Genomic DNA, 26,111 nt, shown 5'->3' with positions numbered 1-26,111 from the left:
GGTGAGGAAAAGGTAGGCTGGGGATGTGTCTGGCAGTTATTCGCCGGCCAACGGCAGGCCCGGCAACACGGGTGCGTCGGCATCGAGAATGAGGATGCGCACATCGGCCTGGCCGGCCAGTGCAAGGATCTGTGCCAGGTCGTCCGGCATGCCCTTGCTGCAGTGCTCCTGCCGAAGCTGCTCGGCGGAGATCTCCTCGACGTCCTGCAGGTGCTGGCCCGTCCAGGGCGTGGAAATCAGCTTGACGCCGATCGCCGGGCTGTAGGGAACCCGGAACGCAATGAACAAAAAGGCTTCCGGCGTCGCGAGGTCAGCCAGGTTGGCCAGGTACTGGCCGGTTTCGTGGCTGATGTGCGCGCTGCTGATTTCCCAGCACCGGCTGTAGTAGCCGGTCTCGAAGCTCAACCGCTGCACGACTTCCCGTGCGGCCTCGGCCGAATAAGTGTCGCCAATGTGGACGGGGAGGCCGTCGAAGTCGTCGCCGTGGATCGCGTACACCACGGCACCCACCACGCCGTAGGCGCCTTCACCGGCATCGCGTTCGGCCAGCACCTCGGCACTCACGGAGTCTGGGCCATTGCTGACTACGGCGAAATCGCTGGTGACGATGCAGGATGCTGAAACCAGCTCCTCATCGGAGAGGTGTTCTTGGCTCTGGTGGATGTTTCGCCAGACATGCGGGCTTCCGTCCTCGTGGCTGATGGACAGCGTGCGGACGATTTTCAGATTCCAGTAGCCGCGTAGAAAGGGATTGGGATTCTGGGACATGGGATTTCTCCAACAGAATAATGATGGAGCCAATCCCCGCCACCGGGAATTGACCCCGGTGGGTGGAAAGAAAGGAAACAGCGTCAGGTGACGCTGATCGTTGGCGTTTGGGCCAATCGCTCGGCGACGCGTCGGCGCAAATTCATGCGGAATGGCTCGTCGCTGACGCCCGCCAGCAGATTGATGGTCTCCAGCGCAATCAGGGCCGAGGCCTCTTCGATGTCGGCGGCCACAATGGCCTTGCGCAGTTGGTCGCCGAGCTGGAGGGCCTGCGAGGAGGAACTGATGACGCGGACCTCGCGGCTCAGGTAGCAGCCGTTGCCGCCGAACTCGAACAGCCGCGGCTTGCTGCAATACCAGCATCCCTCGAACTGGATGGCGGTCAGGTGGTGGCCGTCATCGAATCGGGTGGCGATCAGAAACAATGCGTCGAGATCGGCGGTGTCCTCGAACGAATGACGCTCGATCAAGTTCCCCAGCTCTTCGTCCTCATCGGCACCGAAGTGCACGGCGAGCAGTTCGAGCAGCGGCGGGATCGAAAGCCCTTCGTCGTCCGGCATCGGAATGCCGAGTTGCGTGGCCAGGTCTTCCAGGCCATCGAGCACGTCCGGCCATTGCGGATTGGTGGTCTCGGCGATCTGGGCGATGTAGGCCTGCCCGTTGCCGGGATGGCTCTCGTCCAGCGCGAAGGCGCCGAACAGCGCCTGGATGACGGGCGTCACACGGTCGAGCACGAGAACGCCGGTGGCTTCGTAGTAATTGTTGGCCATGAAGGCTCCTTTCGATGAATGAACGGAGCCAGCCCTTGCGGACGATGGCATCCGCAGGGGAACCGCCTGATGCCGGATGGCACTGGGCGGGGAGAAACGCGAGGGACATGGCCTCGGGCGAGGCGCATGTCCCTCATGGGGTCGCGTGAACGCAGTGATGAAGGTGTGCCGGGGACCGGCTCACCAACCGCTGTAGTTCAGCAGGAGGTCGGCGATCACCTGGCGACGAGGCAGATCGAGGCCGTCGAAGTCCGACAACCCGTTGAAGTGGCAGCGCTTGAGCATGGCACCGCCCTCGCGCGCGTTGTAGAAGCTGACCATCGCGGACAGGAACATGCGTTCCCCGCTGCTCAGGACGCCGAGGGCGTCGTTGAGGCGCAGCATGTCGGGGCGCAGATCCCACTTGCTCTTGGCCTGGTTCAGACCTTCACGGGTGCCATCGCCAAACCATTGCGGGCCGGCGATCTCGACACCACGCTTCCATGCCTCGAAAAAGGCTTGGGGCGCGGCGCTGAAATGCCGTTCTTCCCGAACGATCTGATCGACGACTTCCTGCGGCAGTAGCTGGTTCATGACGTGATTCCTCCAGTTGGATCAGGGAACGGCGAGCTGGGACCAGCCGCCTCTTTCGAGGGCACGTTGAGCCGCGGCATGGCTGCGGAAGTACTCACGAGATTCCCGCGAAACGGGACCTTCGGTATCGCGCGTGCCGATGTAGTGGCCGGCGGCGCTGTGCAGGACTTCGAGCGGCAGGAACTTGCCGCAGTAGGTCAAGGCCAATTGACCGAATCGGCCGAAAGAGGCTTGCTGGGACATGGATGGGCTCCTTGGAAAAGCGGGGCCCTGTCCCTCACGGGATGGCAGCTCCCGCACGCGGTTGAAAAAAAGCATCAGCGTCTTGGCGACGCGCGTCCGCGCAATGGATGCGATGCGGACTGGTGGGTTGCGCGGGGAGAACCCCGCGGCAGCCTGAAACCCTGGCTGCTGGCATGTGCTGACGAATCAGCGAGCATGCGGGCAGCTTCGTGGGGGGGGCGCGCCACGTCAGTTGGAAATCGGCATCTGGTCCAGCCCCGATTGATGTACGCAGAGACAAAGAAAAGCCCCGCAGCAAGTGCGGGGCGGTCATGACGGTGCGGTGAGGCTGGATCAGCGGGGCTTGTCGCCCAGGACATGCTGCTTCCAGATGGCGAATGCCTCGTCCGCTGGCAGCTCGGCCAGGATGACGATGGGCTGGTCCTGTCGGCTGCGCAGCTTTGCGAAATACGCTGCGCGGTCGGCAATGGCCTTGAGCTTGATGCCCTTGAGGAACAGCAGCCTGCCGTCCTTGATGAACAGCACCTTGTTGCCGATGTCGCGGTTGAACGCGGTGCGCAGCTTGCGCTCCGCGTGCATGGCATCGGCCAATTGGTCCACTAGGAAGTCGAGCGTCATGTCGATGAGAAGCGGCTCGTCGTCTTCGCGTTCGACGTCGAGCGATGCCGGCGGCAGGCTCTTGGCGAATTCCTCGGCCTGGGCCAGCAGCGCGGCCTGGCCTTGCAACGCGCGCACGAACGTCGAGCCGCCGTGTCCGTCGTTGCGGGCTTCGGCGATGGGCCTGCCGTCGAACATGACGGTGGCGGTGAAGCACAGCGTTTCCTCGCTCGCGAAATCCGCGACCTTGAGGTTCTTGAGGGTGATGCGGTCTTGTCGGGTGATGGTGTCCATGGGAAGTCCTGATATCGACCGGGTTGACGACACGCCCCTGACGGGACGCGGCATACATCCCGTGGGTTGGAGGAAGGTGGCATCGATGCCCGGTGGGCAGCGTTCGCCGGAGAGATGCCGGGGCGAACTGGCGGGTGGCGTGGGCGGAACCCACGGCAGTCTGGACACCCTGGCTGCTGGCTGTTGCCGATGCGTCGGCAATGCAGGAGGGAGGATCGCGCGACCCGCCGGCCGCGTCTTGCATCAATCCGAAGCGATCGATCCCGTCTTGTGCAGGTACTGCACCAGCCGGCGTCCCCAGCCACGCGACGCACAGCACGGCCATGGAATTGCCGATCGCCTTGCAGTTCGGTGCATCGGCGGTGCGTAGTGAGGCGGATTGCAATGTTGGCGGTCATGTGGGTCTCCCGTTCGTGTGGCGCAGGGCCATCGCCCTGGCCGGGGCGTTGAAAGGCAGGAGAAAGGCGCCGAAGGCCCCAGGGGCCTTCGGCTCGGGAGGAAAGAAGAACCACCCGTGGGCTGATTGGCAGGCCCGGTCGTCGCTAGAACCGTCTGCTCATCCAGCAATCACACCCGGCCCATGTCGTGGCTGGGGCCGGCATCGTCTGGCGCACATCCGCGCACAAAGGGAGCCCGTTTTTGCGCCGGCGGGCACCGGCACCGAATACCGCTGACCGCGAAGGGTCTCCGGATGGCTCGCACAGGCAAGCCATCGGGGGACCCTTCGCAGCGGCGGAAGGAATGCAGACGAGGAGAACGCGCGGGGTGCGGTTCGCGGAGAAGCCACCTTCAGGTCCCGCGGCCGGGGCCGGCCGGACGGGACGCGCACACGGAGCAAGAAGGCGTTGCGCGCTGGGGCGTCCCGCAGGGCATGCGGGACACGGGCCACGCCGCCGATGGCGGGCATGGCTCACGGGGAACGGGGGCGGTCAGGCGCCTTTGCGGCCACCGCCACTGGTACGGCGTGGACGCGAGGCACCACGCCTGGACGTGCCGGTTGCCACCGGCAGCGTGCCTTTGCAGTCGGGGTAGCGACTGCACGACCAGAACGGGCCGCTCTTGCCGGTTCGCTGGCGCGTGGGTGCGCCGCACTGCGGACAAGCCGGTCCTTGGGGAACCTTGATGGACAGGGACGTGCTGCCGTATTGCGCGATCAACTGCGAAATCCAGGCGGCCTGCTTGCCGATGAACACATCCAGGGTGAGTTGTCCGCCCTCGATCATGTCCAGCGCCTGTTCCCAGACGGCGGTGGTGCCGGGGTCGGCAATCGCCGCGGGCACGGCGTCGATCAGCGTGAACGCCGCATCCGATGCGCGGATGGAGCGCCCCTTCTTCACGATATAGCCGCGGGCGATCAGCCCGCTGATGATGTTGGCCCGCGTCGCCTCGGTGCCGATGCCCGTCGTGTCCTTGAGCTTCTGCTTCAGGCGCGGGTCGGTCACGAAACGCGCAACGCCCTTCATCGCCTTGACCAGTTCGCCCTGGGTATAGGGCTTGGGCGGCATCGTCTTGAGGGCCTTGATGTCGGCCCCGGCGACCTGGCATGCCATCCCGTCACGCAGCGCAGGCAGCACCTGGGTGCGCACGGGGGCGTCGCCATCCTCATCGGCGCTGCCTTCACGTTCGGACTCGGCCAGCACCAGGCGCCAGCCGCGGGCGACGACCTGCTTGCCCGTAGCCACCAGCTTCTGCTGGCCGCAGGAGAGATCCGCCACGGTGCGGTCGAACTCGTGGTGCGGGAGGAACTGGGCCAGGTAATGTGCCCGGATCAGCCGGTACAACGCCCGTTCCTTCTCGCTCATGGCGGAGAGATTCGCGGGTTCGAGCGTCGGGATGATGCCGTGGTGCGCCGTCACCTTGCCGTCGTTCCAGGCGCGCGAGCGCTGGGTGCGGTCGAGCTGGCCCATGATCTGGGCCAGCGTGGGATCGGTCTTGAGCAGGCTGTCCAGGACCGTGGGCACTTCGGCGAACATGCTTTCGGGCAGGTAGCCCGAATCCGAGCGCGGGTACGTCGTGGCCTTGTGCGTCTCGTACAGGGCCTGGGCGATCTCCAAGGTTTCCTGCACGTCCAGCCCAAGCTGCTTGGAACAGACTTCCTGCAAGGTGCCCAGGTCGAACAGCAGCGGCGGGCCTTCGCGCACGCGCTCGGTCTCGACCGACACCACCTGGGCACTGCCCGCGGCGCGGATCTGCTGCGCGGCCTGCTGTGCGACGGGCTGCCGCAGGCAGCGGCCGGCGTCGTCGGTGCTGGCATCGGGTGCCACCCACTGCGCGGTGAACGTCTGACCGCCTGCGGACAGCGACACGTCGATGGCCCAGTACGGCACGGACACGAAGGCCGCGATCTCTCGGTCGCGGTCCACCACGAGTTTGAGCGTCGGGGTCTGTACACGCCCGACCGACAGCACGCCATCGTAGCCGGCCTGCCGCCCGAGCACGGTGAACAGCCGGCTGAGGTTCATGCCCACGAGCCAGTCGGCGCGCGAGCGCGCCAGCGCCGAGTAATACATCGGCAGCGTCTCGGCCGAGGGCCGCAGCTTGGCGAGCGCGGTGCGGATGGACGCATCGTTGAGCGCCGACAGCCACAGGCGTTCGATGGGACCGCGGTAGCCGCACAGGTCGATGATCTCGCGTGCGATCAGTTCGCCTTCGCGGTCGGCGTCAGTGGCGATGACAAGCTGGGTCGCCTTCGCCAGAAGCGCTTTGACGACCTTGAATTGCGTGGCGGTCTTCGGCTTGACCTCGACCCGCCACTGCTGGGGAATGATGGGCAGCTGTTCCAGCGACCAGCGCTTGAGCGCCGCGTCATAGACCTCGGGTGCTGCCGCTTCGACGAGATGGCCGATGCACCAGGTGACCGTGACACCGGAGGCGTTGAGGCAGCCTTCACCGCGCTGCGTGGCGCCGAGAATCCGGCCGATGTCTTTGCCCTGGGAGGGCTTCTCGCACAGAAACAGCCGCATGTCCGTCCATCCGCTTCCCGTTGTTCATGGAGTTGCTGGGATCGAGGATGCCGAGCGCCTGTTGGGGCAGCAGCAAACAAGCTGCATGCGGCAGCGACCGCTTTCACGCCGATGGAACGGCTTGGGCGGGATGGCGTGCGGCCGGCGGTGTGCGAGCCGGGAGCCGCGATGTTCGGGAGCGCGCGGAAGCCGGTGGACGCTGATGGAGCTATCCCCTGGGGATAGCTCGCGAGGACATGGGGGGCGGCAACGTACTGCGGCCGCCCCCACGCCGGATCACTTCCTGCGCTTGGGCTCCTTCGACGCTGCCGGTTCCTGGGCGGCCTGGGGCTTGGGCTGCGCGTCCTGTGCGGTCTCCTGCGATTTGGGGCTCAGAACGACGGACTCGATGCGGAACGGCAGGATGCCGACGCTGCGCGCGTTGATCTGCCAGGTCTCGCGCGGCTGATCCTCGTTGTCGGTCCAGGGTTCGCGCTCCATGCGGCCGACGACCAGCACGCGCATGCCCTTCTGGTAAAGGTCCTTCCAGTGTGCGGCGTCGCGGTGCCAGATTTCCACCGGCGCCCAGAAGCCGCCGCGGTCCTCGAAGTCACCGCCCTTGGTGGGAACGGGGTTGTCGAAATACACGTTCAGCCGCAACAAGCGCCGCGGTTCGTCGTTGCCGTTGGGGAACTCCCGGTACTCGGGGGGCGAGCCGATGTTGCCTTCGCCCGAAAAATGCGTGCTCATGGTGCAATCTCCTTGGTGGTTGAAATACCCGTGCCATGTCGGCGTCGGGCGCGTGCTGGGGTGCCCGACGCGATCACCGATCGCGCACTCCGGGGGGTATGGACGCGAGCCGGCGCAGGTAGGCGTCTTCCGCCTCGGCGGCCTTGCTGGCGCACTCCTGGGCCTGCCTACCCAGGGTGTGCAACAGGCTGATCTGCATGTTCAGCGTGATGCGCTGCAGCTCGATCGCGTGCAGGTCGGCCAGCAGGTTGACCGGCGTGCTGGTGCTCGCCATCAGCTCCTGCCACAGGGCCACGCCCATGGCCGAGCGGTCGTTCCTGCGCCAGCGCAGGAACGTCGTTCCCGCGCCAGTGGTCTGCTGGGCCAGTTCCACGGGCAGCAGATGGAAGGGATGCCCACCGGCCTGTTGCAGCACTTGTCGCTGCGCCAGGCCGATCAACTCGTCGCGCATGGCGAAGCACTGGCTGGCCCAGGCCTCCAAGTCCCCTTTACCTTTAAAAGGCTTTAAAAGGCCTTTTAGAGAGGCCGCGTGTTCCAGGCGCATGAAGGCTCCCTGTTGCAGGCCCCGGAAGTAGCGGGTCGGCTGGTTCAGATCGCTCATGCGGATTCGTCCTCGCCGGCAGTGGCTGCGCCTTCGGACGGGTCGGCAGCAGCGGCCGCATCACCATCGACGCTGGTAGCGGCTGCGGCAGGATTCTCACCGCGCTGTTGCAGACCACGGCGCACCATGGGTGGCGCAAACGTCGAGCGGCGCGTGCCTTCGAGGACGTCCTGCGGCAACTCGCCGAACTTCTCCAGCGCGACCCGCGCTGCGGCATTCTTCGCCGCGAAATCGTCGCGGGTGCAGCCCGAGTAGCGGTACTGCTGGGCCAGCGAGAACAGGCTGCGCAGCGCGTGCGCGCCCTCGTTGAGCCAGCGCTCCAAAGTGCTGCGGTCGATCAGCGCGGTGTGGTGGGCGAGGATCAGCTTGCGCGCGATGTCGTCGTAGTCGGCCAGGAGATAGACGGCGGCAAAGCCCAACTGCGCATTGACGAACAGCGGCAGCTTGACGGGCTGCACGTTGAGGTTCTCGCCCAGGCTCAATGCCGCAGGCACGCCCGCCAGTGCCTGGTCCACTTGTTTGCGCAAGGTCTGCAGCGTGGTCCTGGTCTGGTCGAGCTTGTCCTCGATGCGCAGCATCCACCAGTCGCTGTAGGGGTCGTCCTGCTCCGAGCCGCGCTTCATCTTATTCATCACCGCGATGTAGCCGTTCAGGCCGACGATGCCGGGTCGCCCTTCGGCGGCGGCGCGGCCGTGCCAGATGCGGGAAGCGTGATGCGTGTGCAGCGTCAGCGACATCGCGCTGCGCAGGGAGCCGAGGTTGAGTTGCAATGGTTCGTTGCTGGTTGCCATGGTGAGCGCTCGCAGTTGGACAGGGAGCCGCCAGCATCCGCATGCAGCGGAAGGCAGTCAGTCAACAAACCGAAATGAGCCGGCCCCCGGTTCTATGCGCGCTGGCGGCGCAGCGCGCAACGGTCCCTTGGAGGCCGGAGCATTCACGTTGGCGCTCCGTGCCTCGGTCGTTGACGGTATGCGTACTGCACCGCACGTCGCGCTGCCGTTCGACACGATCCTTCGCCGCGCAGCCGTCCCCAGTGGACCGTTCCGTTGAGCGCCATGGAGGTCTGCTTCATGGTCTTGCAGGCGCTCTACTCAGGTTTTGCGCAGCATGTCGCGCCGTCGTCCGGCGTTTCACCACACAGCCGTCCCCTGGGGACCGTTTCTGCCGACCGCCAAGGAGGTCTGCTTCATGGCCTTGCCAGGCCCTGCGCTCAGGATTTGCGCAGCAGATCGCGCAGGCGCTCGATGTGCTGCCGGGCCACCGCGGGCGGCACGACGTTGCGCGGCGGCTCGGGCGGTGGCGCTCGCGCCGCCGATGGTGTTGGCGCTGCCGGGCTGGTCTGCTTGGCCCACGCATTGAACTCGCCGCGCATGGCGCGCTGGATGATGCCGAACAGGTACCCGGCGGGGTTGCGGATGCCATGCTTGCCGCACCGTGCGGCCCACTCGTCCAGCACAGCCTGCCGCAGGGCAGCGTCCACTTGCTGCAACGCCATCCTGGCGCCGGCTTGCTGTTCCGCCTTCAGTTCCGCGAAACGCTTGGGCCATTGCAGGTCGCCCAGCGCGCGCGCCTGCGCGGTAGTACGTACTTCATCAATACGACTACTACGTACTGTACGGTCCTGCTTCGGATTCCGAAGAGCGCCGTCTGGCGCGGGTTTCGGCCCTGCTTCGGATTCCGAAGAAGGGCGTTCGCCATTCCGAAGAAGGCTGGCGGGCCCTTCTTCGGAATCGTGGATCGCATCCTCCTGTGGATAACTTGCGGTGGCGGTGATGCCCTGGTCGGCCAGGCGCTCGGCGAGCACTTGCAGCCGCGACGGCAAGGTGCGTCCGGACAACATCGGGTCGTCCGCGATCTCCTGGAGGGTGTTGAGTCCCACCACCTGGACGGCCTTGGCGGAATGCCCCAGCGACTGGCTGACCAGGGCCAGGTAGTCGGCGTCGAGCTGCATGGCCTCGAACAGTGTCAGGGGTTCGTCGTGCAGGACGTAGAGGTTTCCGAGGATGCGGCCGGTCTTGGGGTCGCGCCGTCGTCGCACGAGGCTCAGCCAGCGCGTCAGGCGCAGCAGCGTCAGCGCCCGCGCGACGGTCTCGTGGGAGGCTTGTCCCGCGCAGGGCATGGACGCCAGCCATGGGCGCAACTGCTCATAGGTCGGGAACGTCGTGACGCCGTCGTCGTTGAGCATCAGCCGGAACACCTGCCAGGCGTTGCGCTCCAGCGGTGTCAGGCGGCGGTCGACGAACAGCCGCCGCGGCACGCTCTCGTGCCGATTGCCACTGAATAGGAAGGCGTCGCCGGACGCCGCAGGCGTGGGCACTGCCATGGGCGCTGGCGCGCGGGGATTTGGATTGGGCGTGAGGTCCTTCAGCGCAGCGTCGAACAGGTCGGCGAGTGCGATGGGGCCTTGACGCGGGGCTCGTGGGGCGGTGTCGTCCACGGCCATGGCCTAGTCCAATCCCTGATCGACCCAGTTCCTGATCGCGGCCCAGACCACCGAGAGCGGCAGTGACATGCCCTCGGCCAGGTCCATGGCCGCATCGAGAATCGAGGTCTCATCCTCCAGATCGACGTTCCTGCTGCTGGTCACGGCTTTCCATTGCCGCCAAAGTTCGGTGTCCTGGGTCTCGTCCAGGACGGGGTGGCGCCCCTTGCGCTTGGGCAGGCCGAGGATCTCCCGCCGCAGGGCGACTTCCTGATGGGTCAGGCCATAGAAGCGGCTGACCATCTCCGTGCTGGCCCCCAGCCGCAGCATGCGATCGACCGTGGCGATTTCCTTCTCCACGTCCTGTGCCTGGTTGAGCAGGCGCTGCAGCACTTCGCGGTTGACCGTGACCGAGCACCACGAGACGCTGGCGTTGGCCAGCACGCTGATCAGCGCGGGGTGCTTGAGCGCATCCAGCTCGGCCTCGCCGAAGCCCATGGCCTTGCAGCGGCGCAGTTGGCCGTTGCGAAGGTCATACAGCGCCTGGGCAATCACGGCCTGGTTGAGCGGATGCGATGTGGACATGCGGCCTCCCTCGCTCACGTCCCGGGCGCCGTGGTGCCGGCTTCCAGGTCCAGCAGACGCCGGGCCAGGCGGAGCAGCCGAAATAGCTTGACCAACGCCGTGTCGCTCAAGCGCCTTGTGCAGTCGCCGTGGTGTTGACCCTGGCCGTGCAGCAGTGCTGGCAAGTCGGCGGCGAGCTGCGCGCCATCCACGCCCGCTTCAGCAGTGGGCTGACCCGTCAGAGTGATGAGCAGCGCCAGCACCGCCCGGCCGAGCGGCGATGGTGCATGGGCGGGCGCGCAGCAAACGAAGCCGATGCCATCGGAGCGATCCTCGATGCACTCGTCCAGGGCTGCCTCCCCGGCGATCTCGCGCGCGAACTGCGCGATGTGGATGCGCAGCCGATCGGGCGTGTCCAGGCCGGCGTCGATGTACCAGACGTCGGAGATCGGATAGAGCCCGCCGGCTTGCACCGGGATGGACTGCAGCACGCTCGCCGAGAAGTCGGGCGGCAGCGCATCGCCCAACTGGTCGGCAACCATGCGCTGGATCGACTGCAGCCGTTCGGTCGTCGGTGCCGGCGAGACGATGTGCTCGAGAAGCAGATCGCCTGGTGCGGCCGTGGGGCTTTCCGTTGTCGTCTCTCGGGCCGTATCCTCGCGCAAGGTGGGCTCGGACGCCGGAGGGCTGGCGGGTGGAGGACTGGCCGCCGCTGCAGGCTTGGCGATGGACGATGCTACGCCCGGGGGAGGCGGCGTGCCGGCGGTGGGCGAAGGCAACGCCGGCGGCGCCGCAGGTGGCGTCGGGTCACTGACCAGCGCCCGGTGGCGGCTTTCCGATTCGGTCAGGTCCAGCGCCAACACGTCGTAGCCGATGCCCAGCAGCTCGGACATCTGGCCGATCAGCTCGTCCTGCACGCGCTGCGGCGCGAACTCGTCGCCCTGCGTGTCGAACTGCGCCAGCACCTCCTGAAAGAAGCTGTCGAAGTCCAGCGGCAGCGTGCGGTCCTTGGCATAGTGCTCCCAGGTGCGCTTGCAGGCCGTCCGCATGACCGACAGCCGCTCGACCTGGTGGCGCCCCAGGCCGCCATAGAGCACAGTGGGAATGGCGGGCAGCAGGTAGCGCACCGCGTCGGCCATGCGGGTGATGTGCGACCGCTGGACGGGGAACCCATCGGCCGCCAGGCGGCGGGCCAGTTCCGACTGGCTCAGGGCGGCGCTACTCTCCTGCTCGTAGAACTCGCGTGCTTTCTCGACGCCGAGCGCGCGCTCGATGAACGTGAGGCCACCGCGCAGTTCGTTCTCGGCAAGATGCCCGGTCAGCGCGACGATTTCACCGCGCTCCGGCCATGGCCGAAACAGGCACGATATGCGGAAGAAGCGTTCGTCCTTGGTCTCCGACCAGAGTTCGCGCAGGATCGCCAGCCGCGTGTTGCCGCCGTTGCGGATGATGTAGTGGTCCTCGCCGGGCCGGCGGGTGATGGCTGGCGCCGCGTCCAGGCCGCGCTCGCGGATGGACGCCTTGATTTCCTCGTAGGCGGGGTTGCGCTTCATGCGCGGGTCATGGTCGTAGGGCCGCAGCTGGTCCAGCGTCACGACCATGGGCGTGTCCGCGATCGGGTCGCTCAAGGCCGTAGCCGCTGGGCCGCTGCGCTCGAAGCCGGCCGCGAGCAGCTTGCCGGCCATGTCCTGCGAGGTCATGTCAGCCATGGCCGCACCCCTCGCAGTCCCCACGACCGCCGGCCGGCGCCATGCGGGCCTCTCGCTCGGCGCGGCGGATCTGCGCACGGGCGTTCAATTCGGCCCGGTGGTCGCTCGCGGTCGAACTGGTGTAGATCGCCGCGCAGCCGGCCTTGGTGAACTTGAGGTGCCCGCCCGGCGTGCGCTTGACGTGCCAGCCTTCACCGACCGCGAACTCGATCAGCGCGCGCAGCCGCTTGTGGCCGCGGGCCAGTTCATGTGCGTTCGCCATGGGACCTCCCGGCATCAAGAGGACGTGGCGGGCGACCGGACATTGCGGCAAATCTGTCCTGCCATTGCGGGAACAGCTCGCTTGCGAGCGCGCGCATCGTGTCGAGCGAGGCCGGCGCGACCCTGCCGGGCGGCTGGCGGTGCTCGACCCGATGCACCGGCAGGCCGCGCGTCGCGGCGCGCGGATAGGCTTCGATGGCTGGCACGTCGGTGGCGAGCACGCGGATGCCGGCATGGTCTTGGAACAGGTCGCGCAGGGCCTGCTGGATCAGTCGGGCGTTCGCCGACACCGGGTGGACGCGGTTGATGAGCAGGTGCAGCGGCGGCGGTTCGATGCCCAGGTGCCGGTACGGCGCGATGTCTTCGAGCAACTGCATGGTGCCGCGTCGAAGCTCCCGGGCCGCGAGGATTTCCGGCGTGACGGGCGACAGCGCAAGGTCGGAGGCGAGCACCGCCATCTCCAGCAGCACGGAACGCGCGCCCTGGGTGTCGATCAGCACCAGGTCGTAGAGGGGAGCAAGTGCTGGCAGCAGATGCCGCAGCCGCAGGCGGCCATCCGGCGCATGCAGCAATAAGGTGTTCAGCTCGCCCCGGTGGTCGTTGGACAGCACCAGGTCCAGGCCCGCGATGATCGTGCGGGACACGAGCTGGCCAAGGTCGCGCTCGTTGAAGGCCAACAGCTCATAGATGCCGCCCGGCGCGCGCTGGGTCAGTTCGTAGTAGGAGGACAAGGTGGGCTGCACGTCGAGATCGAGCAGCAGCACGCGCAGGCCCGCGTCCGCGGCGAGCCCGCCCAGGTTGGCGGCCGTCGTGGTCTTGCCGACGCCGCCCTTCGTTGAAATGATGGATACGACCTGCATGGCGCTCTCCGGCTGGGAATGGGAAGTCCGCGGGAGAACGGGTCAGGTCCGGTGGTTGAGGCGCTCGGCGATCCACTGGTCGATTTCGATCGAATCCCAGCCGACGGCGCGCACGCCCAGGCGCAGCGCCTGGGGAAACTGGCGCTTCTTCATCAGGTTGTAAATGTGGGCGCGTTTGAAGCCGGACTTGGCTTCGACTTCATCGAGCCGCAGGATGCGGCGCTCGTTCGGCGGGAGTACAGGGGGCTGCGACATGGCGGTCACTCCTGAACGCTCGGTGGCGTTTGTTGGCGTGACCTTTATTCAATAGACCTGGCTGCGGAAAGACATTGCAAATGCAATCTCCGCGGTTGCACATACAAGCTGGAAAAACCTCATGCGCTTGCGCTACGGACGTACTTCCTGGCGTTGGCGAACTTGCCGTTCAAGGTTCGCTCCGTGATGCCCATGGTGCCGCCGAAGTGGGCGACCAATGCCGAGACGAGTGCCTCCTGTGTTTTGAAGCTGGAATAGGGCACACCCGAAGGGGACTGGCCCAGCATCAGCGTCAGCATCCCGCCGATGATGTTGAGATACGTCGTCTCCGCTCGCTCGCTGATCTCGCATTGCTTGGAAGCCAGCAGCGCGGTGGACTGCTTGAGCAAGGTGTCGCGCTGCTCCTGCAATTCCTGCATCTGGCGACGCGCATGCTCCAGGGCCGCCTGAAGGGCCAGTCGCTCGATCAGGATCGCCTGTCCTGTTTCCAAGGTGATAAAAGGATGCGCCATGCGTTCGCCACGGCTGAACAGGAATCCTGGCCGGTGCTCGGGATAGTGGTTGCGCATCCAGCGCTTCAGATCGACATGGCGAACGGTCAGATCCGGCGACTGCAGCAGCTTCGGATCATTGAGCGTGATGCCGTTCTGGCCGTAGGGCAGCTCCCCGTTGAGGATGCCGTCATAGATACGCTCCGAGTACAGCCGGCACTCATTCCATCGCGGGCAATTCAACGATGGAGGCAGGAAGCGCGGTGACGCGATCGCAGCCAGGATCATCGGCAGGTACCGCAGCAACCCGGCCCACCGTATGGCAGCCTCGATGGGACGATAGAACACCTTCGATGTTGGAATGTCCTTGTGCATGTCTTCGTCTCCTTTCGGAAGCGCTACATCACCGGCTCCTTTCTTGCCCTGCCAAGGGCTGCTGTGTCGTTATGACCTTCCGCGGGTGCCTGGGAAGATGCCCTGAACGTAGACGGGCGAGGTGATTGGTTTGGCGTCCGCTGTAGGTGGCCTCGTCTTGCTCGTTGTGCAAGAATCGATCGGTTGCCGGCCCATCGAGCGATGAGGACGAAAGCTCGATATTGGCGCTCACGGTACCAGCGTCATGCGCTGCGCTGTTCCCCGCAAAACCGATTTGGTATGGTCTGATACGGCGATGGTTTCAGAAGCTGCGATCAACGGCTTCTGTTCTCCGGGACCTAGGGTCGGCAGAGAAAATCCGGCGGTGTCATATCTGCCCCGGATGCTGATATAGCGATATAGCATCACCCGCGCAGGTCCAGATGACTGCCAACCTGAGATTCGATGCTCACAAGTCCGTAGCAGTTGGTCTACTTGCTCTCTGGTTTCGAGACTGGAAGTGTTGTCGTCCGGTCCGAGGTAGATGGGCGGGGTGATGAATGCCCTGGCATTCCAGGAAGTGGCTTTGCCTAACATGCTCATGGTAAAATTCCCCAGGCTTACTTTGGAATTCCGTTCGGGTGTACTCGGGCCGAGTTCTGGCTTTTAAATTCAACACTTTGGTCTGTCCATGACCCGTACCGCTTCGACCAACATCGCTCTGTGGTGGCGCTTCCAATAGGAAGCGGCATGTCGTTGCGGTCTTGACCGCACCTTGCCGCCGTACCGGCAGGCAAGGTTTCAAGAAGGCTCCCCGGCACGGCGGCTCCAAGATTTGAGGAGATTGCCCGATGCCCTTGGCACCCCAGCCCCGTCGTAGAACTGATGCCCCGCGCGCTGTGTCGCCGCGAGGGGTAGGTCTGTCCGCCCAGTCTCAGCACTTGGCCCTGGCATGCGGGCGCCGTCGCTGCGTCAGTACACCGCACTGGCGCACGCCAAGACATCTCTCAGGAGCCCTTGCTACCTTGAGCCAGCACATGCTCGCGCTTCGTCCATCGCAATCAACTGTCGATGTGTGTAATAAAGTGGGTAATGGAGGTTGTGTGTAATGGAAAACATTAATGAAATCAAGGACTTAGAATCATGAGACTCCTGATGATCGACAACTACGACAGCTTCACCTTCAACCTCGTGCAATACCTGCAGATGCTGGGTGCCGAAGTGAAGGTGGTGCGCAATGACGCGATGAGCGTCGCTGAAATCGCCGCGCTCAAGCCTTCGCATATCGTGGTATCGCCCGGCCCGAAGACGCCGAACGAAGCCGGTGTGTCGCTGGAGGTGATTCGCCAGCTCGGCCCCAGCATTCCGCTGTTCGGTGTGTGCCTGGGCCACCAGGCCATCGGCCAGATCTATGGCGGTGACGTGATCCGCGCCAGCAACATCATGCATGGCAAGGTCTCGCCGATCCGGCATGAAGGCAAGGGCGTGTTCGCCGGCCTGCCGGACCGCTATGAGGCCACCCGCTACCACTCGCTGGTGGTGGACAAGAACACGCTGCCGGCAGCGCTGGAAATCACCGCCTGGACCGAGAATCCGGACGGCTCGATGGAAGAGATCATGGGCCTGCGCCACCGCGAATATCCGGTTGAAGGCGTGCAGTTCCACCCCGAATCCATCCTCACCCAGCACGGCCACGCGCTGATGAAGAACTTCCTGGACCGCACATGTTGATCGAGCCGAGCCAGTTGCTGTTGTTCATGCTCGCAGGCTGGTTGTTGAACCTCACACCGGGCCCGGATGTGCTGTACATCATCAGCCGCTCGCTGCGCGGTGGCCGCCGCGCTGGCGTTGCCGCGATCGCCGGCATCAGTGCCGGCTGCCTGGTGCATGTGGCCCTGGCCTCGCTGGGACTGGGCGTGCTGCTGGCGACGTCGGCCACCTTGTTCACCGTGATCAAGTGGATCGGCGCAGCCTACCTGTTGTGGGTGGGCGTGCGATTGCTGCGCAACACCGGCGAATCGACCCTGCAGGCCGATATCGCCGCCAGCAGCGGCAGTGCCGGTTCGTTCTGGCAGGTGTTTGCCGGTGGCTTCCTGACCAATGTGCTGAACCCGAAGGTGGTGCTGTTCTTCCTCGCCTTCCTGCCGCAGTTCATTGCGCCGTCGGTGCAGAACAAGGCTCTGGCATTCGCCGTGCTCGGCTTGGTGTTCACCGTCAACGCGCTGCCGATCAATGCCGCCTATGTGCTGGCTGCCGACCGCGTGCGCAGCAGTCGCTGGGCTGCGCGTGGCATGCAGTGGCTGGACAAGCTGGCCGGCGTGCTGTTCATCGGCTTCGGCTTGCGTCTGGCGCTTACTGCGAGGCCGACGCCGTGAGCCTGGAAGACCTGCGCCTGTTCGTGGTGATGCTCGGTGGCCGCCATGCGCGTGCCAATACCGAGGTGCATGACGTGGTGTTTGCCGTTGGTGCGGACATCACGCAGACCTACCCGCAGCTGCGCCAGCAATGGTTTGGCGAAGCGGCAGGCCTGCACCTGGATTCGTGGATGACGGTAGAAGGTGTCGAGGACTGGCAGGTGCGCCTGTCGGCGGAGGCACCTGCCGCCGATGCGCCGACGCTGTTCTTCGTCAATCTCGGCGGTTACGTCGATGGCCAGTTCGGCGAGGACCACCGTTACCTGCTGGTTGTTGCCGCCGATGCGGTCGAGGCCAAGCGCAAGGCGCTGGCACAGGCCGCAGCGCAATGGATCAAGCCGCACCGCGATGCCTTGCTGGAAGTGGACAGCTGCCTGCCGGTAGGCCCGATCGGCGGCCTGCACGTACAGCTGTGTCACGGCGCGCATGCCGGCATCCACAGCCAAAGCGACTACATCGTTATTTCCTGATTCTGGAGTTGTCATGACCATCACCGCGCAGGAAGCCCTGCAACGCACCATCGAGCACCGCGAGATTTTCTTCGACGAGATGGTCGACCTGATGCGGCAGATCATGCGCGGCGAGATCTCGCCGACCATGACCGCCGCCATCCTCACCGGCCTGCGGGTCAAGAAGGAAACCGTGGGCGAGATTGCCGGTGCCGCCACGGTGATGCGCGAGTTCGCGCGCCCGGTGCAGGTGGCCGACAAGACCCATCTGGTCGACATCGTCGGCACCGGCGGCGATGGCTCGCATACCTTCAACATCTCCACCTGTTCGATGTTCGTGGTCGCGGCTGCCGGCGCCAAGGTGGCCAAGCACGGCAACCGCAGCGTCTCGTCCAAATCCGGCAGCGCCGACGCGGTGGAAGCGTTGGGTGCGGTGATCGAGCTGCAGCCCGAGCAGGTGGCGCAAGCCATCGAGCAGACCGGCATCGGTTTCATGTTCGCGCCCATGCACCACCCGGCGATGAAAGTGGTCGCGCCGGTGCGCCGCGAAATGGGCGTGCGCACCATCTTCAACATCCTCGGCCCGCTGACCAATCCGGTCGGTGCCACCAATATCCTGATGGGCGTGTTCCACCCCGACCTGGTCGGCATCCAGGCGCGCGTGCTGCGTGAGCTCGGTGCCGAGCGCGCACTGGTGGTGTGGGGCCGCGACAACATGGACGAAATCTCGCTCGGCGCCGGCACCCTGGTGGGTGAGCTGCGCGACGGCAAGGTGCGCGAGTACGAAATCCATCCGGAGGACTTCGGCATCGCCATGTCGGCCAGCCGCAACCTCAAGGTCGAGAACCCGGAAGAGTCCATCGCCATGCTGCGCGCGGTGCTGGACAACCAGCCGGGCCCGGCCAACGATATCGTCGCCCTCAACGCCGGCGCCGCCCTGTATGTGGCCGGTGTGGCCGACAGCATCGCCGACGGTCTGGCCCGCGCCCGCGCGGTGATTGCCGACGGCAGCGCCCGCGCACGCATGCAGCAGTACGTTGCCGCCAGCCGCGTGCTGGCCGGCAATCCCTGATAATCCCCCAATCACCCGCGTCAGCAACGCCCGTCTTCCAGGAAGCAGATCCATGAGCGACATCCTCAACACCATCCTCGCCCGCAAAGTGCAGGAGGTAGCGGAGCGCAGCGCCAACGTGCCGCTGGCCGAGTTGAGGGCGCGTCTGGCCGATGCCTCGCCGGTACGCGGCTTCGCCAATGCGCTGAACGCGGCGATTGCCAATGGTGACCCGGCGGTGATTGCCGAGGTAAAGAAGGCCAGCCCGTCCAAGGGCGTGATCCGCCCGGATTTCCATCCGGCCGATATTGCGGTGAGCTATGAGTTCGGCGGCGCCAGCTGCCTGTCGGTGCTGACCGATGTGGATTTCTTCCAGGGCGCCGACCTGTATCTGCGCCAGGCCCGCGACGCCTGCACGCTGCCGGTGCTGCGCAAGGACTTCGTCATCGACCCGTACCAGGTCTACGAGGCGCGCGTGCTCGGTGCCGACTGCATCCTGCTGATCGTCTCGGCGCTGGATGATCGCCAGCTGGCCGAGCTGTCGGATCTGGCCATGCAACTGGGAATGGATGTGCTGGTGGAAGTGCACGATATCGACGAGCTGGAGCGCGCCATCCAGGTGCCGGTGCCGCTGGTCGGCATCAACAACCGCAACCTGCGCACCTTCGAGGTGTCGCTGGACAATACGCTGTCGATGAAGGACGCAGTGCCGCGCGACCGCCTGCTGGTCACCGAGAGCGGCATCATGGGCCCAGCCGACGTCAAGCTGATGCGCGACGCCGGGGTCAATGCCTTCCTGGTCGGTGAGACCTTCATGCGCGTCGAAGAGCCGGGCGAGGGTCTGCGTCAGCTATTCTTCCCGGCATGACTGATCCCTATCCGAATCCGCGCGACGACGCGCAACTGGTCGTCTTCGACTTCGATCACACGCTGTACGACGGCGATTCCGGCAGCCACCTGTTCGCCTGGCTGATCAAGCGCAATCCCCTGCGGCTGCTGGTCGCCATCCTCGCCACGCCGCTGCTGGGGCCGCTGGTGGCGATGCTGCCGACCCGGCGCTTCGGCATTTCCGGCTATGTCTGGATCGCCACCTTCGGCCTGCACCAGGCACGTGATTTCAACAAGGTGATCGACCAGTACGTGCTCAAGCACGAGGACGAGATCCGCCAGCACCTGCTGCCACATGCCCTGCAGGTATTCGCCGCGCACCGCCGCGCTGGCGACCGGGTAATCGTTGCCACTGGCGCGCCGCCGGAGTTGGCCCGCGCCATCCTCGCCTTCGTGGCCGAGCAGGGCGTGCCGGTGATCGGTAGCGAAGTGGGGCCGCGGTTGGGCGCGATGGGTGCCACCCGTCACTGCCACAACGAAGAAAAGATGCGCATGCTGCGCGAGCGTGGCTACGGCGACATCGCCATCGCCTATTCCGACAGTACCGCCGACCTGCCGCTGCTGAAGGCCGCCAAGGCACCGGTGGTGGTGAACCCCAAGCATTCGCGGGTGGCGTACTTCGGCAAGGTATTGCCGGCCGGCACCCCGATCCTCAACTGGGGCTGCCCGGGCCGCGGCGGCAAGCCGCTGCCCAACTAATCCAAAGCGGAGCCGGCAACGATCCAACCGGAGCCGACATCCCTTCTCCCGTTTACGGGAGAAGGTGCCCGTAGAGCCTGCCCCCGCGAAGGGGGGGGGCGGATGAGGGGGCTTTTGACGCACAGCAAGGCCTGTCGAAGCCGACATCCCTTCTCCTGTTTACGGGAGAAGGTGCCCGAAGGGCGGATGAGGGGAGCTTTTAAGGCTTTAAGGCAAAAGCTGCCCTCACCCCAACCCCTCTCCCGTGAACGGGAGAGGGGCTATTAAGAGCAAGGCCGCCTCAAGCGCCCCGCAGCTTCACCACCGCCATTCCAATCTGGAACAGGCTGATCGACAGCACCAGTACGCCGACGGCGATCAGCACCCAGCGTTCCTTGACCCGCTTCACCAGCAGCGCCGCTACCGGCGCGGCCATCATGCCGCCGACCAGCAGGCCGGCGACGATGGACAGGTGCTGCAGGCCCATCGACAGCAGGAAGGTCGCCGAGATCGACAAGGTCACCACGAACTCGGCTGCGTTGACCGAGCCAATCGTGGTGCGGGCCTGGCCGCCACGGGCCAGCAGGGTGGAGGTGGCCACCGGCCCCCAGCCGCCACCGCCGGTGGCGTCCAGCAGGCCGGCGAAGAAGCCCAGGACCGGAACCCGTTTCACTTCCTGCTTGGCCACGAACCTGCCCGCCGCACGGGCCAGGATGAAGATCGCCAGCACCAGCAGGTAGAGGTAGATGAACGGCCGCACGACGTCGCCGGGCAGCTGCGTAAGCACGTAGGCGCCGATCGCCCCGCCAATGGCACCGGGCACCGCCAAGCGGAAGAACAGGCGTTTATCCACGTTGCCGGCAACCAGGTGCGAGACCCCCGAAGCACCCGTGGTGAACACTTCTGCGGTATGGATGCTGGCGCTGACCGCCGCTGGCGGCAGCCCCATGCTCAGCAGTACCGACGACGAGATCAGCCCGAACGCCATGCCCAGTGCGCCATCCACCAGCTGCGCACCCAGGCCGATCAGGATGAACCAGTAAAATTCATTGCCAAATTCCATCCTCCAAGACTGCGGGCCACAGCTGGGCAGGTCAAGGAAAGCTACATCGGTAAGTAATGTTTCGAGTTGATTCCTGACCCTTATAAGCGCCGAATGGACGCTAATTCACGGCTATGTCGGCGAAATGTCCACGCGCCGGGTTTGTTGGAATGACGTTCCGGGCGCTGCATCGAGCCATTGCGTGACCCTGGCCTTCGCAAGGGTGAATGAGATTATTGGCGCCGACAGACATCACACTTTGACCGGGTAGCCCGGGTGAGCGCAGCGCACCCGGGAAGCGGGCAAGGCAGGGTGCCTGGCGGAATCGTCACCAACGCGCGAAGAGCCCCGGGTGCGCGTCGCTTATCCGGGCTACCAGCGCGCCAGCAAAGGGCTTTCCCGAGGTAAAGCAGAGCGGAGAGCCCCCTTTGGTAAAGGGGGCGCGCCGACAGGCGCGGGGAATCGGAGAGCGAGGAGCCGGGGCCCATGGTTTGCTCCGCAAATCATGGGGTTGCTACGTGAATACGTATCAGGCTGGGTAGCTCGGGTAAAGCGCAGCGCACCCGGGAAGCAGGCAAGGCAGGGTGCCTGGCGGAATCGTCACCAACGCGCGAAGAGCCCCGGGGGCGCGTTGCTTACCCGGGCTACTGGAGCGCTGGCAAAGGGCTTTCCCGAGGTAAAGCAGAGCAGAGAGCCCCCTTTGGTAAAGGGGGCGCCGGCAGGCGCGGGGAATTGGGAGCTGATGAGCCAGGGCCCATGGTTTGCCCCGCAAACCATGGGGTTGATACGTGAATACGTATCAGCGCGGACGTCACCGCGTCCCGTACAGAACCACGGTCTTGCCACGGGCATGCAGCAGGCCGTCGGCCTGGAGCTTCTTCAGCACGCGGCCGGCCATCTCCCGCGAGCAACCCACCAGGCGGGCGATCTCCTGGCGGGAGACGCGTAGCTGGGTGCCTTGCGGATGGCTCATCGATTCCGGTTCCTTGGACAGGTCGTGCAAGGTGCGGATGATGCGGTCGGTCACGTCCAGGAAGGCCAGGCGGCTGGCCTTGCGGCTGGTGTGCAGCAGGCGGCGGGAGATCTGCGAGCCGATGGCGTACAGCAGTTTGGGCGCATCCACGGACAGCGGGCCCAGGAACAGCTGATGCAGGCGCTCGTAGCTGATCTCAGCCAGCTCGCAGGGGGTGCGGGTGCGCAGGATGACCTCGCGCTTGTCAGACTCGATGAACAGCCCCATCTCGCCGACGAACTCGCCGGCACCGAAGTAACCCAGGACCAGTTCACGGTCGTCGTCTTCCTCGGCAATGATACTGACCGAGCCGCTGATCACGTAATACATGGTCCCCGCGGGGTCGCCCGGGCGGAACACATCAGTCCGCGCCGGGTAGCGGCGGCGGTGGCTGTGGGCCAGAAAGCGGTCGATGGTAGCGATATCCAGCGCCAGCGGGCTGGAGGCAAGACGCACGTTAGACACGGTGGTGGCGTTACCTAGGCTCATGATGGCGTTCACAGTTTGGATGAACTTGCTTAATGGGCAAGCTTAACGAGGCCGAGCATAAGGGGCAAACGGGCATAAAGGAGCAAGTATCACAGCGCCCCACTTTGCCCCATACTTCCGCCTTTCCCACCATCTACAGGATCGACCGCCGTGGTCAAGCCGTTGCCTCGCCTGAGGTTGCAAGGATTCAACAACCTCACCAAGGCCTTGAGCTTCAACATTTATGACGTCTGCTATGCGCGTACCGAAGAGGAGCGCCAGCGTTATATCGAGTACATCGACGAGGAATACAACGCCGATCGTCTCACGCAGATCCTCACCGATGTGGCTGAGATCATTGGTGCGAACATCCTGAATATCGCGCGTCAGGATTACGACCCGCAGGGTGCCTCGGTCACAATTCTCATTTCCGAGGAGCCGGTGATCGACAAGAAGGCCGCTGGCAAGGAGTTGATCTCCGACGCCGTGGTCGCGCACATGGACAAGTCGCACATCACCGTGCACACCTATCCGGAAACGCATCCGCAGGAAGGTATCGCCACGTTCCGTGCCGACATCGATGTGGCCACCTGTGGCGTGATCTCGCCGCTGAAGGCGCTGAACTACCTGATCGAGAGTCTGGAATCGGACATCGTGATCATGGATTACCGCGTGCGTGGCTTCACCCGTGACATCAAGGGCAAGAAGCACTACATCGACCACAAGATCAATTCGATCCAGAACTTCCTGGCCAAGAACATCAAGTCGCGTTACGAGATGTTCGACGTCAACGTCTATCAGGAAAACATCTTCCACACCAAGATGCACCTGAAGGACTTCGACCTGGACCAGTACCTGTTCGAAGAGAAGGCCAAGAACCTGTCGTTCAAGGAGCGCATGAAGATCGAGGCGCTGCTGCGCCGCGAGATCGAAGAGCTGTTCCACGGTCGCAACCTGGCCGAATAAGCACTAACTGCGCAGCGCCGGCTTGCCGGTTCTGCGCAACAACAGGCGGGACGGCCCGCCCTGCAGTGATGCAGACGTTTGTCGACGGCGGCTCGGTGCTTATGCATCGGGCCGTCGTGTTTTCATGTAAAGGAAGTTGGCGATGCCCTGGATCTACCTGCTGCTGGCGGGCCTGTTCGAGATCGGTTTTGCGCTGGGCCTGAAGTACAGCGAAGGTTTCACCCGGCTCTGGCCGAGTGCGTTCACCGTGGTGTTTGCCGGCATCAGCCTGTGGCTGCTGACCCAGGCATTGCGCACGATCCCGGTAGGCACCGGCTATGCGGTCTGGACCGGGATTGGCGCCGTTGGCGTAGCCATTGCCGGTCTGATCCTGTTTGGCGACAGCGCCAGCTGGCCACGGCTGCTGTGCATCGGCCTGATCGTGACCGGCGTGATCGGCTTGAAGCTGGTCAGCTGAGACCAGGGTTGAGGTAGTGCCGAGCCATGCTCGGCGGAGGCGTTTCGCAAAAATCCACCCCATGTAGTGCCGAGCCATGCTCGGCAGAGGCTTTTCCGGTAAGGCCCAGCCGAGCATGGCTCGGCTCTACAGGGGAAGCGTTCCGCAGCCGAGCATGGCTCGGCTCTACAGGGGAAGCGTTCCGCAGCCGAGCATGGCTCGGCTCTACAGGGGAAGCGTTCCCCAGCCGAGCATGGCTCGGCTCTACAGGGGGAGCGTTCCGCAGCCGAGCATGGCTCGGCACTACAGGTGGTGCGCTACATCCGGTAGGCCACGGCCTTCATCGCCTTGGAGGCCAGTGCCATCATCGACGGGATCGGGAACGGCAGCTTGCGCGCGCCGGCATGTTCGGCGTGCTCGGCGTGGCGTGCTTCGTCGAGCTTCATCACCTTGAGGATCTCGCGGCTGCGCTGGTCGGCCGCCGGCAGGGTCTGCAGATGCTCGTCCAGGTGCGCTTCCACCTGGCGCTCGGTCTCCACCACGAAGCCAAGGTTCCAGCCATCGCCGCGCAGGCCGGCGAGCGTGCCGATGGTGTAGCTGCCGGCATACCAGAGCGGGTTGAACAGGCTGGGGCGGCTGTCCAGCTCGCGCAGGCGGTCGGCGCACCAGCTCAGGTGATCGGTCTCTTCCTGCGCGGCATCGAGCAGGTGCGCGCGGGTAGCCGGGTCGCGGGCGACCGCCGCCTGGCCGAAGTACAGGCCCTGCGCGCAGACTTCGCCTACATGGTTGATCCGCATCAGCCCCGCCGCATGGCGGGCTTCAGCCGGTTCCAACACCACCTCGGGGGTGTCGCCGGCCGGGTTGGGGCGGGCCGCCGGCGGGTTGCCAAATACCGTATCCAGGGCGCGCTGGGCTTCAGTCAGCAGGTGGTCCAGGGGCGTGTGTACGCGGGTGGGGGTCATGGCGGGGCGTTGCAGTGGGGTAGACCCGATTCTCGCCGCTGGCCTGCGGCCTGCCAAGGCTGAGGCGGGGTGCCGTTCAGGGGATGAGTTGCGCCAGGCGGCTGCGGCCAGTACAATCCCGCCTCTTCTGTTTCACCTTCACAACGCGTGGCAAAGTTCCGGTGGTTCATCTCGCCGCAATCAGCCCGACCTACCTGAGTTCTTTATGAGCACTTTCACTGCAAAGAACGAGACCGTCCAGCGCGACTGGTACCTCGTTGACGCCGCCGGCAAGACGCTGGGCCGTCTGTCCACCGAGCTGGCTCGCCGCCTGCGTGGCAAGCACAAGCCGGTCTACACCCCGCATGTTGACACCGGTGATTACCTGGTCGTCATCAATGCCGACAAGATTGCTGTAACCGGCAAGAAGCTGAAGGACAAGAAGTACCATCGCTTCACCGGCTACATCGGTAACCTGAAGACCGAAACCCTGGAGCAGGCGCTGGAGCGTCACCCGGAGCGCGTGATCGAGATCGCGGTCAAGGGCATGCTGCCGAAGGGCCCGCTGGGTCGTCAGATGTACCGCAAGCTCAAGGTCTACGCCGGCACTGAGCATCCGCACGCCGCACAGCAGCCGCAGGTTCTGGATATCTAATCATGGCTATCACTCAAAACTACGGCACTGGCCGCCGCAAGTCCTCCACCGCTCGCGTGTTCCTGCGCAAGGGCACTGGCAAGATCACCGTCAATGGCCGTCCGCTGGACGAGTTCTTTGGCCGTGAGACCGCGCGCATGATCGTGCGTCAGCCGCTGGAACTGACCCAGAACACCGAAAGCTTTGACATCCTGGTCACTGCTGCCGGCGGCGGCACCACCGGCCAGGCCGGTGCGATCCGTCTGGGCATCGCCCGTGCGCTGGTCGAGTACGACGAAACCCTGAAGTCCGAGCTGCGCAAGGCTGGCTTCATGACCCGTGACGCCCGTGAAGTCGAGCGTAAGAAGGTCGGCCTGCACAAGGCACGTCGCGCCACCCAGTTCTCCAAGCGTTAATCGCTTCGGGGTGGGGTTCTTCGGAATCCCACTGGGAAAGCAAAAGCCCGGCCTTGGCCGGGCTTTTGTCGTTTTGGGGGTTGGAGATTGGGGGTTCTGCGGGGTAAAAGCCGGGGATGAGGCCAAAGCCCAAAGCCAAAGCCAAAGCCAAAGCCAAAGCACCCCTCCCCAGCCCTCCCCTGGGGAGCGCCGCCGCGGGGGGGGGGGGGCCGGCGGGTCGGGGCCCGAGGGCCGACGGGCCGCCCGCGGGCCCCCCCCACGG

General features: G+C 65.0%; 30 protein-coding genes. 10 read left to right on the top strand and 20 right to left on the bottom strand.

What is annotated here, in order from left to right; all coding sequences use genetic code 11:
* Positions 1-36: 36 nt before the first annotated feature.
* The 17 genes from ACVOLQ_RS06645 to ACVOLQ_RS06565 all read right to left on the bottom strand — a co-directional run bounded on the left by ACVOLQ_RS06645 (position 37) and on the right by ACVOLQ_RS06565 (position 15,057).
* Positions 37-768, bottom strand: coding sequence for a DUF5983 family protein (locus ACVOLQ_RS06645; protein WP_003050363.1), 732 nt, complete (start codon positions 766-768; stop codon positions 37-39).
* Positions 769-851: 83 nt separating this feature from the next.
* Positions 852-1,538, bottom strand: coding sequence for a hypothetical protein (locus tag ACVOLQ_RS06640; RefSeq protein ID WP_003050366.1), 687 nt, complete (start codon positions 1,536-1,538; stop codon positions 852-854).
* Between the two features lie 180 nt (positions 1,539-1,718).
* Positions 1,719-2,111 carry a hypothetical protein gene (locus ACVOLQ_RS06635; protein ID WP_003050375.1) on the bottom strand — a complete coding sequence of 131 codons (393 nt, stop codon included), beginning with the start codon at positions 2,109-2,111 and terminating at the stop codon, positions 1,719-1,721.
* A gap of 21 nt (positions 2,112-2,132) precedes the next feature.
* On the bottom strand, positions 2,133-2,354 hold the full coding sequence (locus tag ACVOLQ_RS06630; RefSeq protein WP_003050378.1) for a hypothetical protein: 222 nt from the start codon (positions 2,352-2,354) through the stop codon (positions 2,133-2,135).
* 333 nt (positions 2,355-2,687) lie between these two features.
* Positions 2,688-3,245, bottom strand: coding sequence for a hypothetical protein (locus ACVOLQ_RS06625; RefSeq protein ID WP_003050381.1), 558 nt, complete (start codon positions 3,243-3,245; stop codon positions 2,688-2,690).
* 929 nt (positions 3,246-4,174) lie between these two features.
* Entirely contained in the window at positions 4,175-6,208 is a 2,034-nt protein-coding gene (locus ACVOLQ_RS06620; RefSeq protein ID WP_003050384.1) for a DNA topoisomerase III, read from the bottom strand.
* Positions 6,209-6,484: 276 nt separating this feature from the next.
* On the bottom strand, positions 6,485-6,937 hold the full coding sequence (locus ACVOLQ_RS06615) for a single-stranded DNA-binding protein (protein WP_003050391.1): 453 nt from the start codon (positions 6,935-6,937) through the stop codon (positions 6,485-6,487).
* Between the two features lie 73 nt (positions 6,938-7,010).
* Positions 7,011-7,538: a DUF3158 family protein gene (locus ACVOLQ_RS06610; protein ID WP_003050393.1), complete on the bottom strand. Its 528-nt coding sequence runs from the start codon at positions 7,536-7,538 to the stop codon at positions 7,011-7,013.
* The gene (locus tag ACVOLQ_RS06605) at positions 7,535-8,329 is read right to left on the bottom strand and encodes a PFL_4669 family integrating conjugative element protein (protein ID WP_003050396.1); all 795 of its coding nucleotides are present in this window, start codon (positions 8,327-8,329) and stop codon (positions 7,535-7,537) included. Before ACVOLQ_RS06605 ends, ACVOLQ_RS06610 begins: the two co-directional genes overlap by 4 nt.
* A 419-nt stretch (positions 8,330-8,748) precedes the next feature.
* Complete coding sequence (locus ACVOLQ_RS06600; protein ID WP_003050398.1) at positions 8,749-9,981, bottom strand: STY4528 family pathogenicity island replication protein; 1,233 nt, start codon at positions 9,979-9,981, stop codon at positions 8,749-8,751.
* Positions 9,982-9,984: 3 nt separating this feature from the next.
* Positions 9,985-10,545 (bottom strand): DUF2857 domain-containing protein, encoded by a 561-nt coding sequence (locus ACVOLQ_RS06595; RefSeq protein WP_003050401.1) that lies wholly within the window; start codon positions 10,543-10,545, stop codon positions 9,985-9,987.
* A 14-nt stretch (positions 10,546-10,559) separates the two neighbouring features.
* Positions 10,560-12,233, bottom strand: a complete 1,674-nt coding sequence (locus tag ACVOLQ_RS06590) for a ParB family protein (protein WP_003050404.1) — start codon at positions 12,231-12,233, stop codon at positions 10,560-10,562.
* Entirely contained in the window at positions 12,226-12,495 is a 270-nt protein-coding gene (locus ACVOLQ_RS06585; RefSeq protein WP_003050422.1) for a hypothetical protein, read from the bottom strand. The genes ACVOLQ_RS06590 and ACVOLQ_RS06585 overlap by 8 nt, the downstream gene beginning before the upstream one ends.
* Positions 12,479-13,354 (bottom strand): ParA family protein, encoded by an 876-nt coding sequence (locus ACVOLQ_RS06580; protein ID WP_003050424.1) that lies wholly within the window; start codon positions 13,352-13,354, stop codon positions 12,479-12,481. Before ACVOLQ_RS06580 ends, ACVOLQ_RS06585 begins: the two co-directional genes overlap by 17 nt.
* Before the next feature lie 42 nt (positions 13,355-13,396).
* Complete coding sequence (locus tag ACVOLQ_RS06575) at positions 13,397-13,609, bottom strand: AlpA family transcriptional regulator (RefSeq protein WP_003050427.1); 213 nt, start codon at positions 13,607-13,609, stop codon at positions 13,397-13,399.
* A gap of 119 nt (positions 13,610-13,728) precedes the next feature.
* A complete protein-coding gene (locus tag ACVOLQ_RS06570; RefSeq protein WP_003050429.1) occupies positions 13,729-14,475 on the bottom strand; it encodes a hypothetical protein in 747 nt (248 codons plus the stop codon).
* 228 nt (positions 14,476-14,703) lie between these two features.
* Entirely contained in the window at positions 14,704-15,057 is a 354-nt protein-coding gene (locus ACVOLQ_RS06565) for a hypothetical protein (protein WP_128457255.1), read from the bottom strand.
* Positions 15,058-15,597: 540 nt separating this feature from the next.
* Between ACVOLQ_RS06565 and ACVOLQ_RS06560 the strand changes: the two genes are divergently transcribed.
* From ACVOLQ_RS06560 to ACVOLQ_RS06535, 6 genes are read left to right on the top strand one after another with little or no spacing between them, the layout of a single operon-like run.
* Positions 15,598-16,185 (top strand): anthranilate synthase component II, encoded by a 588-nt coding sequence (locus ACVOLQ_RS06560; protein ID WP_481527504.1) that lies wholly within the window; start codon positions 15,598-15,600, stop codon positions 16,183-16,185.
* The gene (locus ACVOLQ_RS06555) at positions 16,179-16,829 is read left to right on the top strand and encodes a LysE family translocator (protein ID WP_312370853.1); all 651 of its coding nucleotides are present in this window, start codon (positions 16,179-16,181) and stop codon (positions 16,827-16,829) included. Before ACVOLQ_RS06560 ends, ACVOLQ_RS06555 begins: the two co-directional genes overlap by 7 nt.
* Complete coding sequence (locus ACVOLQ_RS06550; protein ID WP_481527503.1) at positions 16,826-17,338, top strand: DUF1543 domain-containing protein; 513 nt, start codon at positions 16,826-16,828, stop codon at positions 17,336-17,338. Before ACVOLQ_RS06555 ends, ACVOLQ_RS06550 begins: the two co-directional genes overlap by 4 nt.
* Before the next feature lie 13 nt (positions 17,339-17,351).
* Positions 17,352-18,389 (top strand): anthranilate phosphoribosyltransferase, encoded by a 1,038-nt coding sequence (trpD, locus tag ACVOLQ_RS06545; protein ID WP_481527502.1) that lies wholly within the window; start codon positions 17,352-17,354, stop codon positions 18,387-18,389.
* A gap of 52 nt (positions 18,390-18,441) precedes the next feature.
* Positions 18,442-19,236: an indole-3-glycerol phosphate synthase TrpC gene (trpC, locus tag ACVOLQ_RS06540; RefSeq protein ID WP_481527501.1), complete on the top strand. Its 795-nt coding sequence runs from the start codon at positions 18,442-18,444 to the stop codon at positions 19,234-19,236.
* Complete coding sequence (locus ACVOLQ_RS06535; protein WP_481527500.1) at positions 19,233-19,955, top strand: haloacid dehalogenase-like hydrolase; 723 nt, start codon at positions 19,233-19,235, stop codon at positions 19,953-19,955. The genes trpC and ACVOLQ_RS06535 overlap by 4 nt, the downstream gene beginning before the upstream one ends.
* 280 nt (positions 19,956-20,235) lie before the next feature.
* Here ACVOLQ_RS06535 and ACVOLQ_RS06530 read toward each other — a convergent pair whose 3' ends face one another.
* Together ACVOLQ_RS06530 and crp are read right to left on the bottom strand one after the other, a co-directional pair.
* Positions 20,236-20,997, bottom strand: a complete 762-nt coding sequence (locus ACVOLQ_RS06530; RefSeq protein ID WP_313170874.1) for a sulfite exporter TauE/SafE family protein — start codon at positions 20,995-20,997, stop codon at positions 20,236-20,238.
* A 790-nt stretch (positions 20,998-21,787) separates the two neighbouring features.
* Complete coding sequence (gene crp, locus ACVOLQ_RS06525) at positions 21,788-22,477, bottom strand: cAMP-activated global transcriptional regulator CRP (RefSeq protein ID WP_313170872.1); 690 nt, start codon at positions 22,475-22,477, stop codon at positions 21,788-21,790.
* A 150-nt stretch (positions 22,478-22,627) separates the two neighbouring features.
* Here crp and speD point away from each other — a divergent pair, with 150 nt between their 5' ends.
* Both speD and ACVOLQ_RS06515 read left to right on the top strand, forming a co-directional pair.
* A complete protein-coding gene (speD, locus tag ACVOLQ_RS06520; protein WP_313170870.1) occupies positions 22,628-23,422 on the top strand; it encodes an adenosylmethionine decarboxylase in 795 nt (264 codons plus the stop codon).
* A 142-nt stretch (positions 23,423-23,564) separates the two neighbouring features.
* A complete protein-coding gene (locus ACVOLQ_RS06515) occupies positions 23,565-23,879 on the top strand; it encodes a DMT family transporter (RefSeq protein ID WP_312370866.1) in 315 nt (104 codons plus the stop codon).
* Positions 23,880-24,175: 296 nt separating this feature from the next.
* On the opposite strand, the gene coq7 is transcribed toward ACVOLQ_RS06515, so the two are convergent.
* Complete coding sequence (gene coq7, locus ACVOLQ_RS06510) at positions 24,176-24,820, bottom strand: 2-polyprenyl-3-methyl-6-methoxy-1,4-benzoquinone monooxygenase (RefSeq protein ID WP_481527499.1); 645 nt, start codon at positions 24,818-24,820, stop codon at positions 24,176-24,178.
* Between the two features lie 205 nt (positions 24,821-25,025).
* Here coq7 and rplM point away from each other — a divergent pair, with 205 nt between their 5' ends.
* Complete coding sequence (gene rplM / locus ACVOLQ_RS06505) at positions 25,026-25,454, top strand: 50S ribosomal protein L13 (protein ID WP_293705814.1); 429 nt, start codon at positions 25,026-25,028, stop codon at positions 25,452-25,454.
* Between the two features lie 2 nt (positions 25,455-25,456).
* Entirely contained in the window at positions 25,457-25,849 is a 393-nt protein-coding gene (rpsI, locus tag ACVOLQ_RS06500; RefSeq protein ID WP_303748658.1) for a 30S ribosomal protein S9, read from the top strand.
* The last annotated feature ends 262 nt before the right edge of the window (positions 25,850-26,111 follow it).

It is taken from the genome of Stenotrophomonas sp. STEN031, from assembly GCF_056759975.1.
Note: the sequence above shows the minus strand (reverse complement) of the source record. Positions and strands in the feature narration are given on the sequence as shown.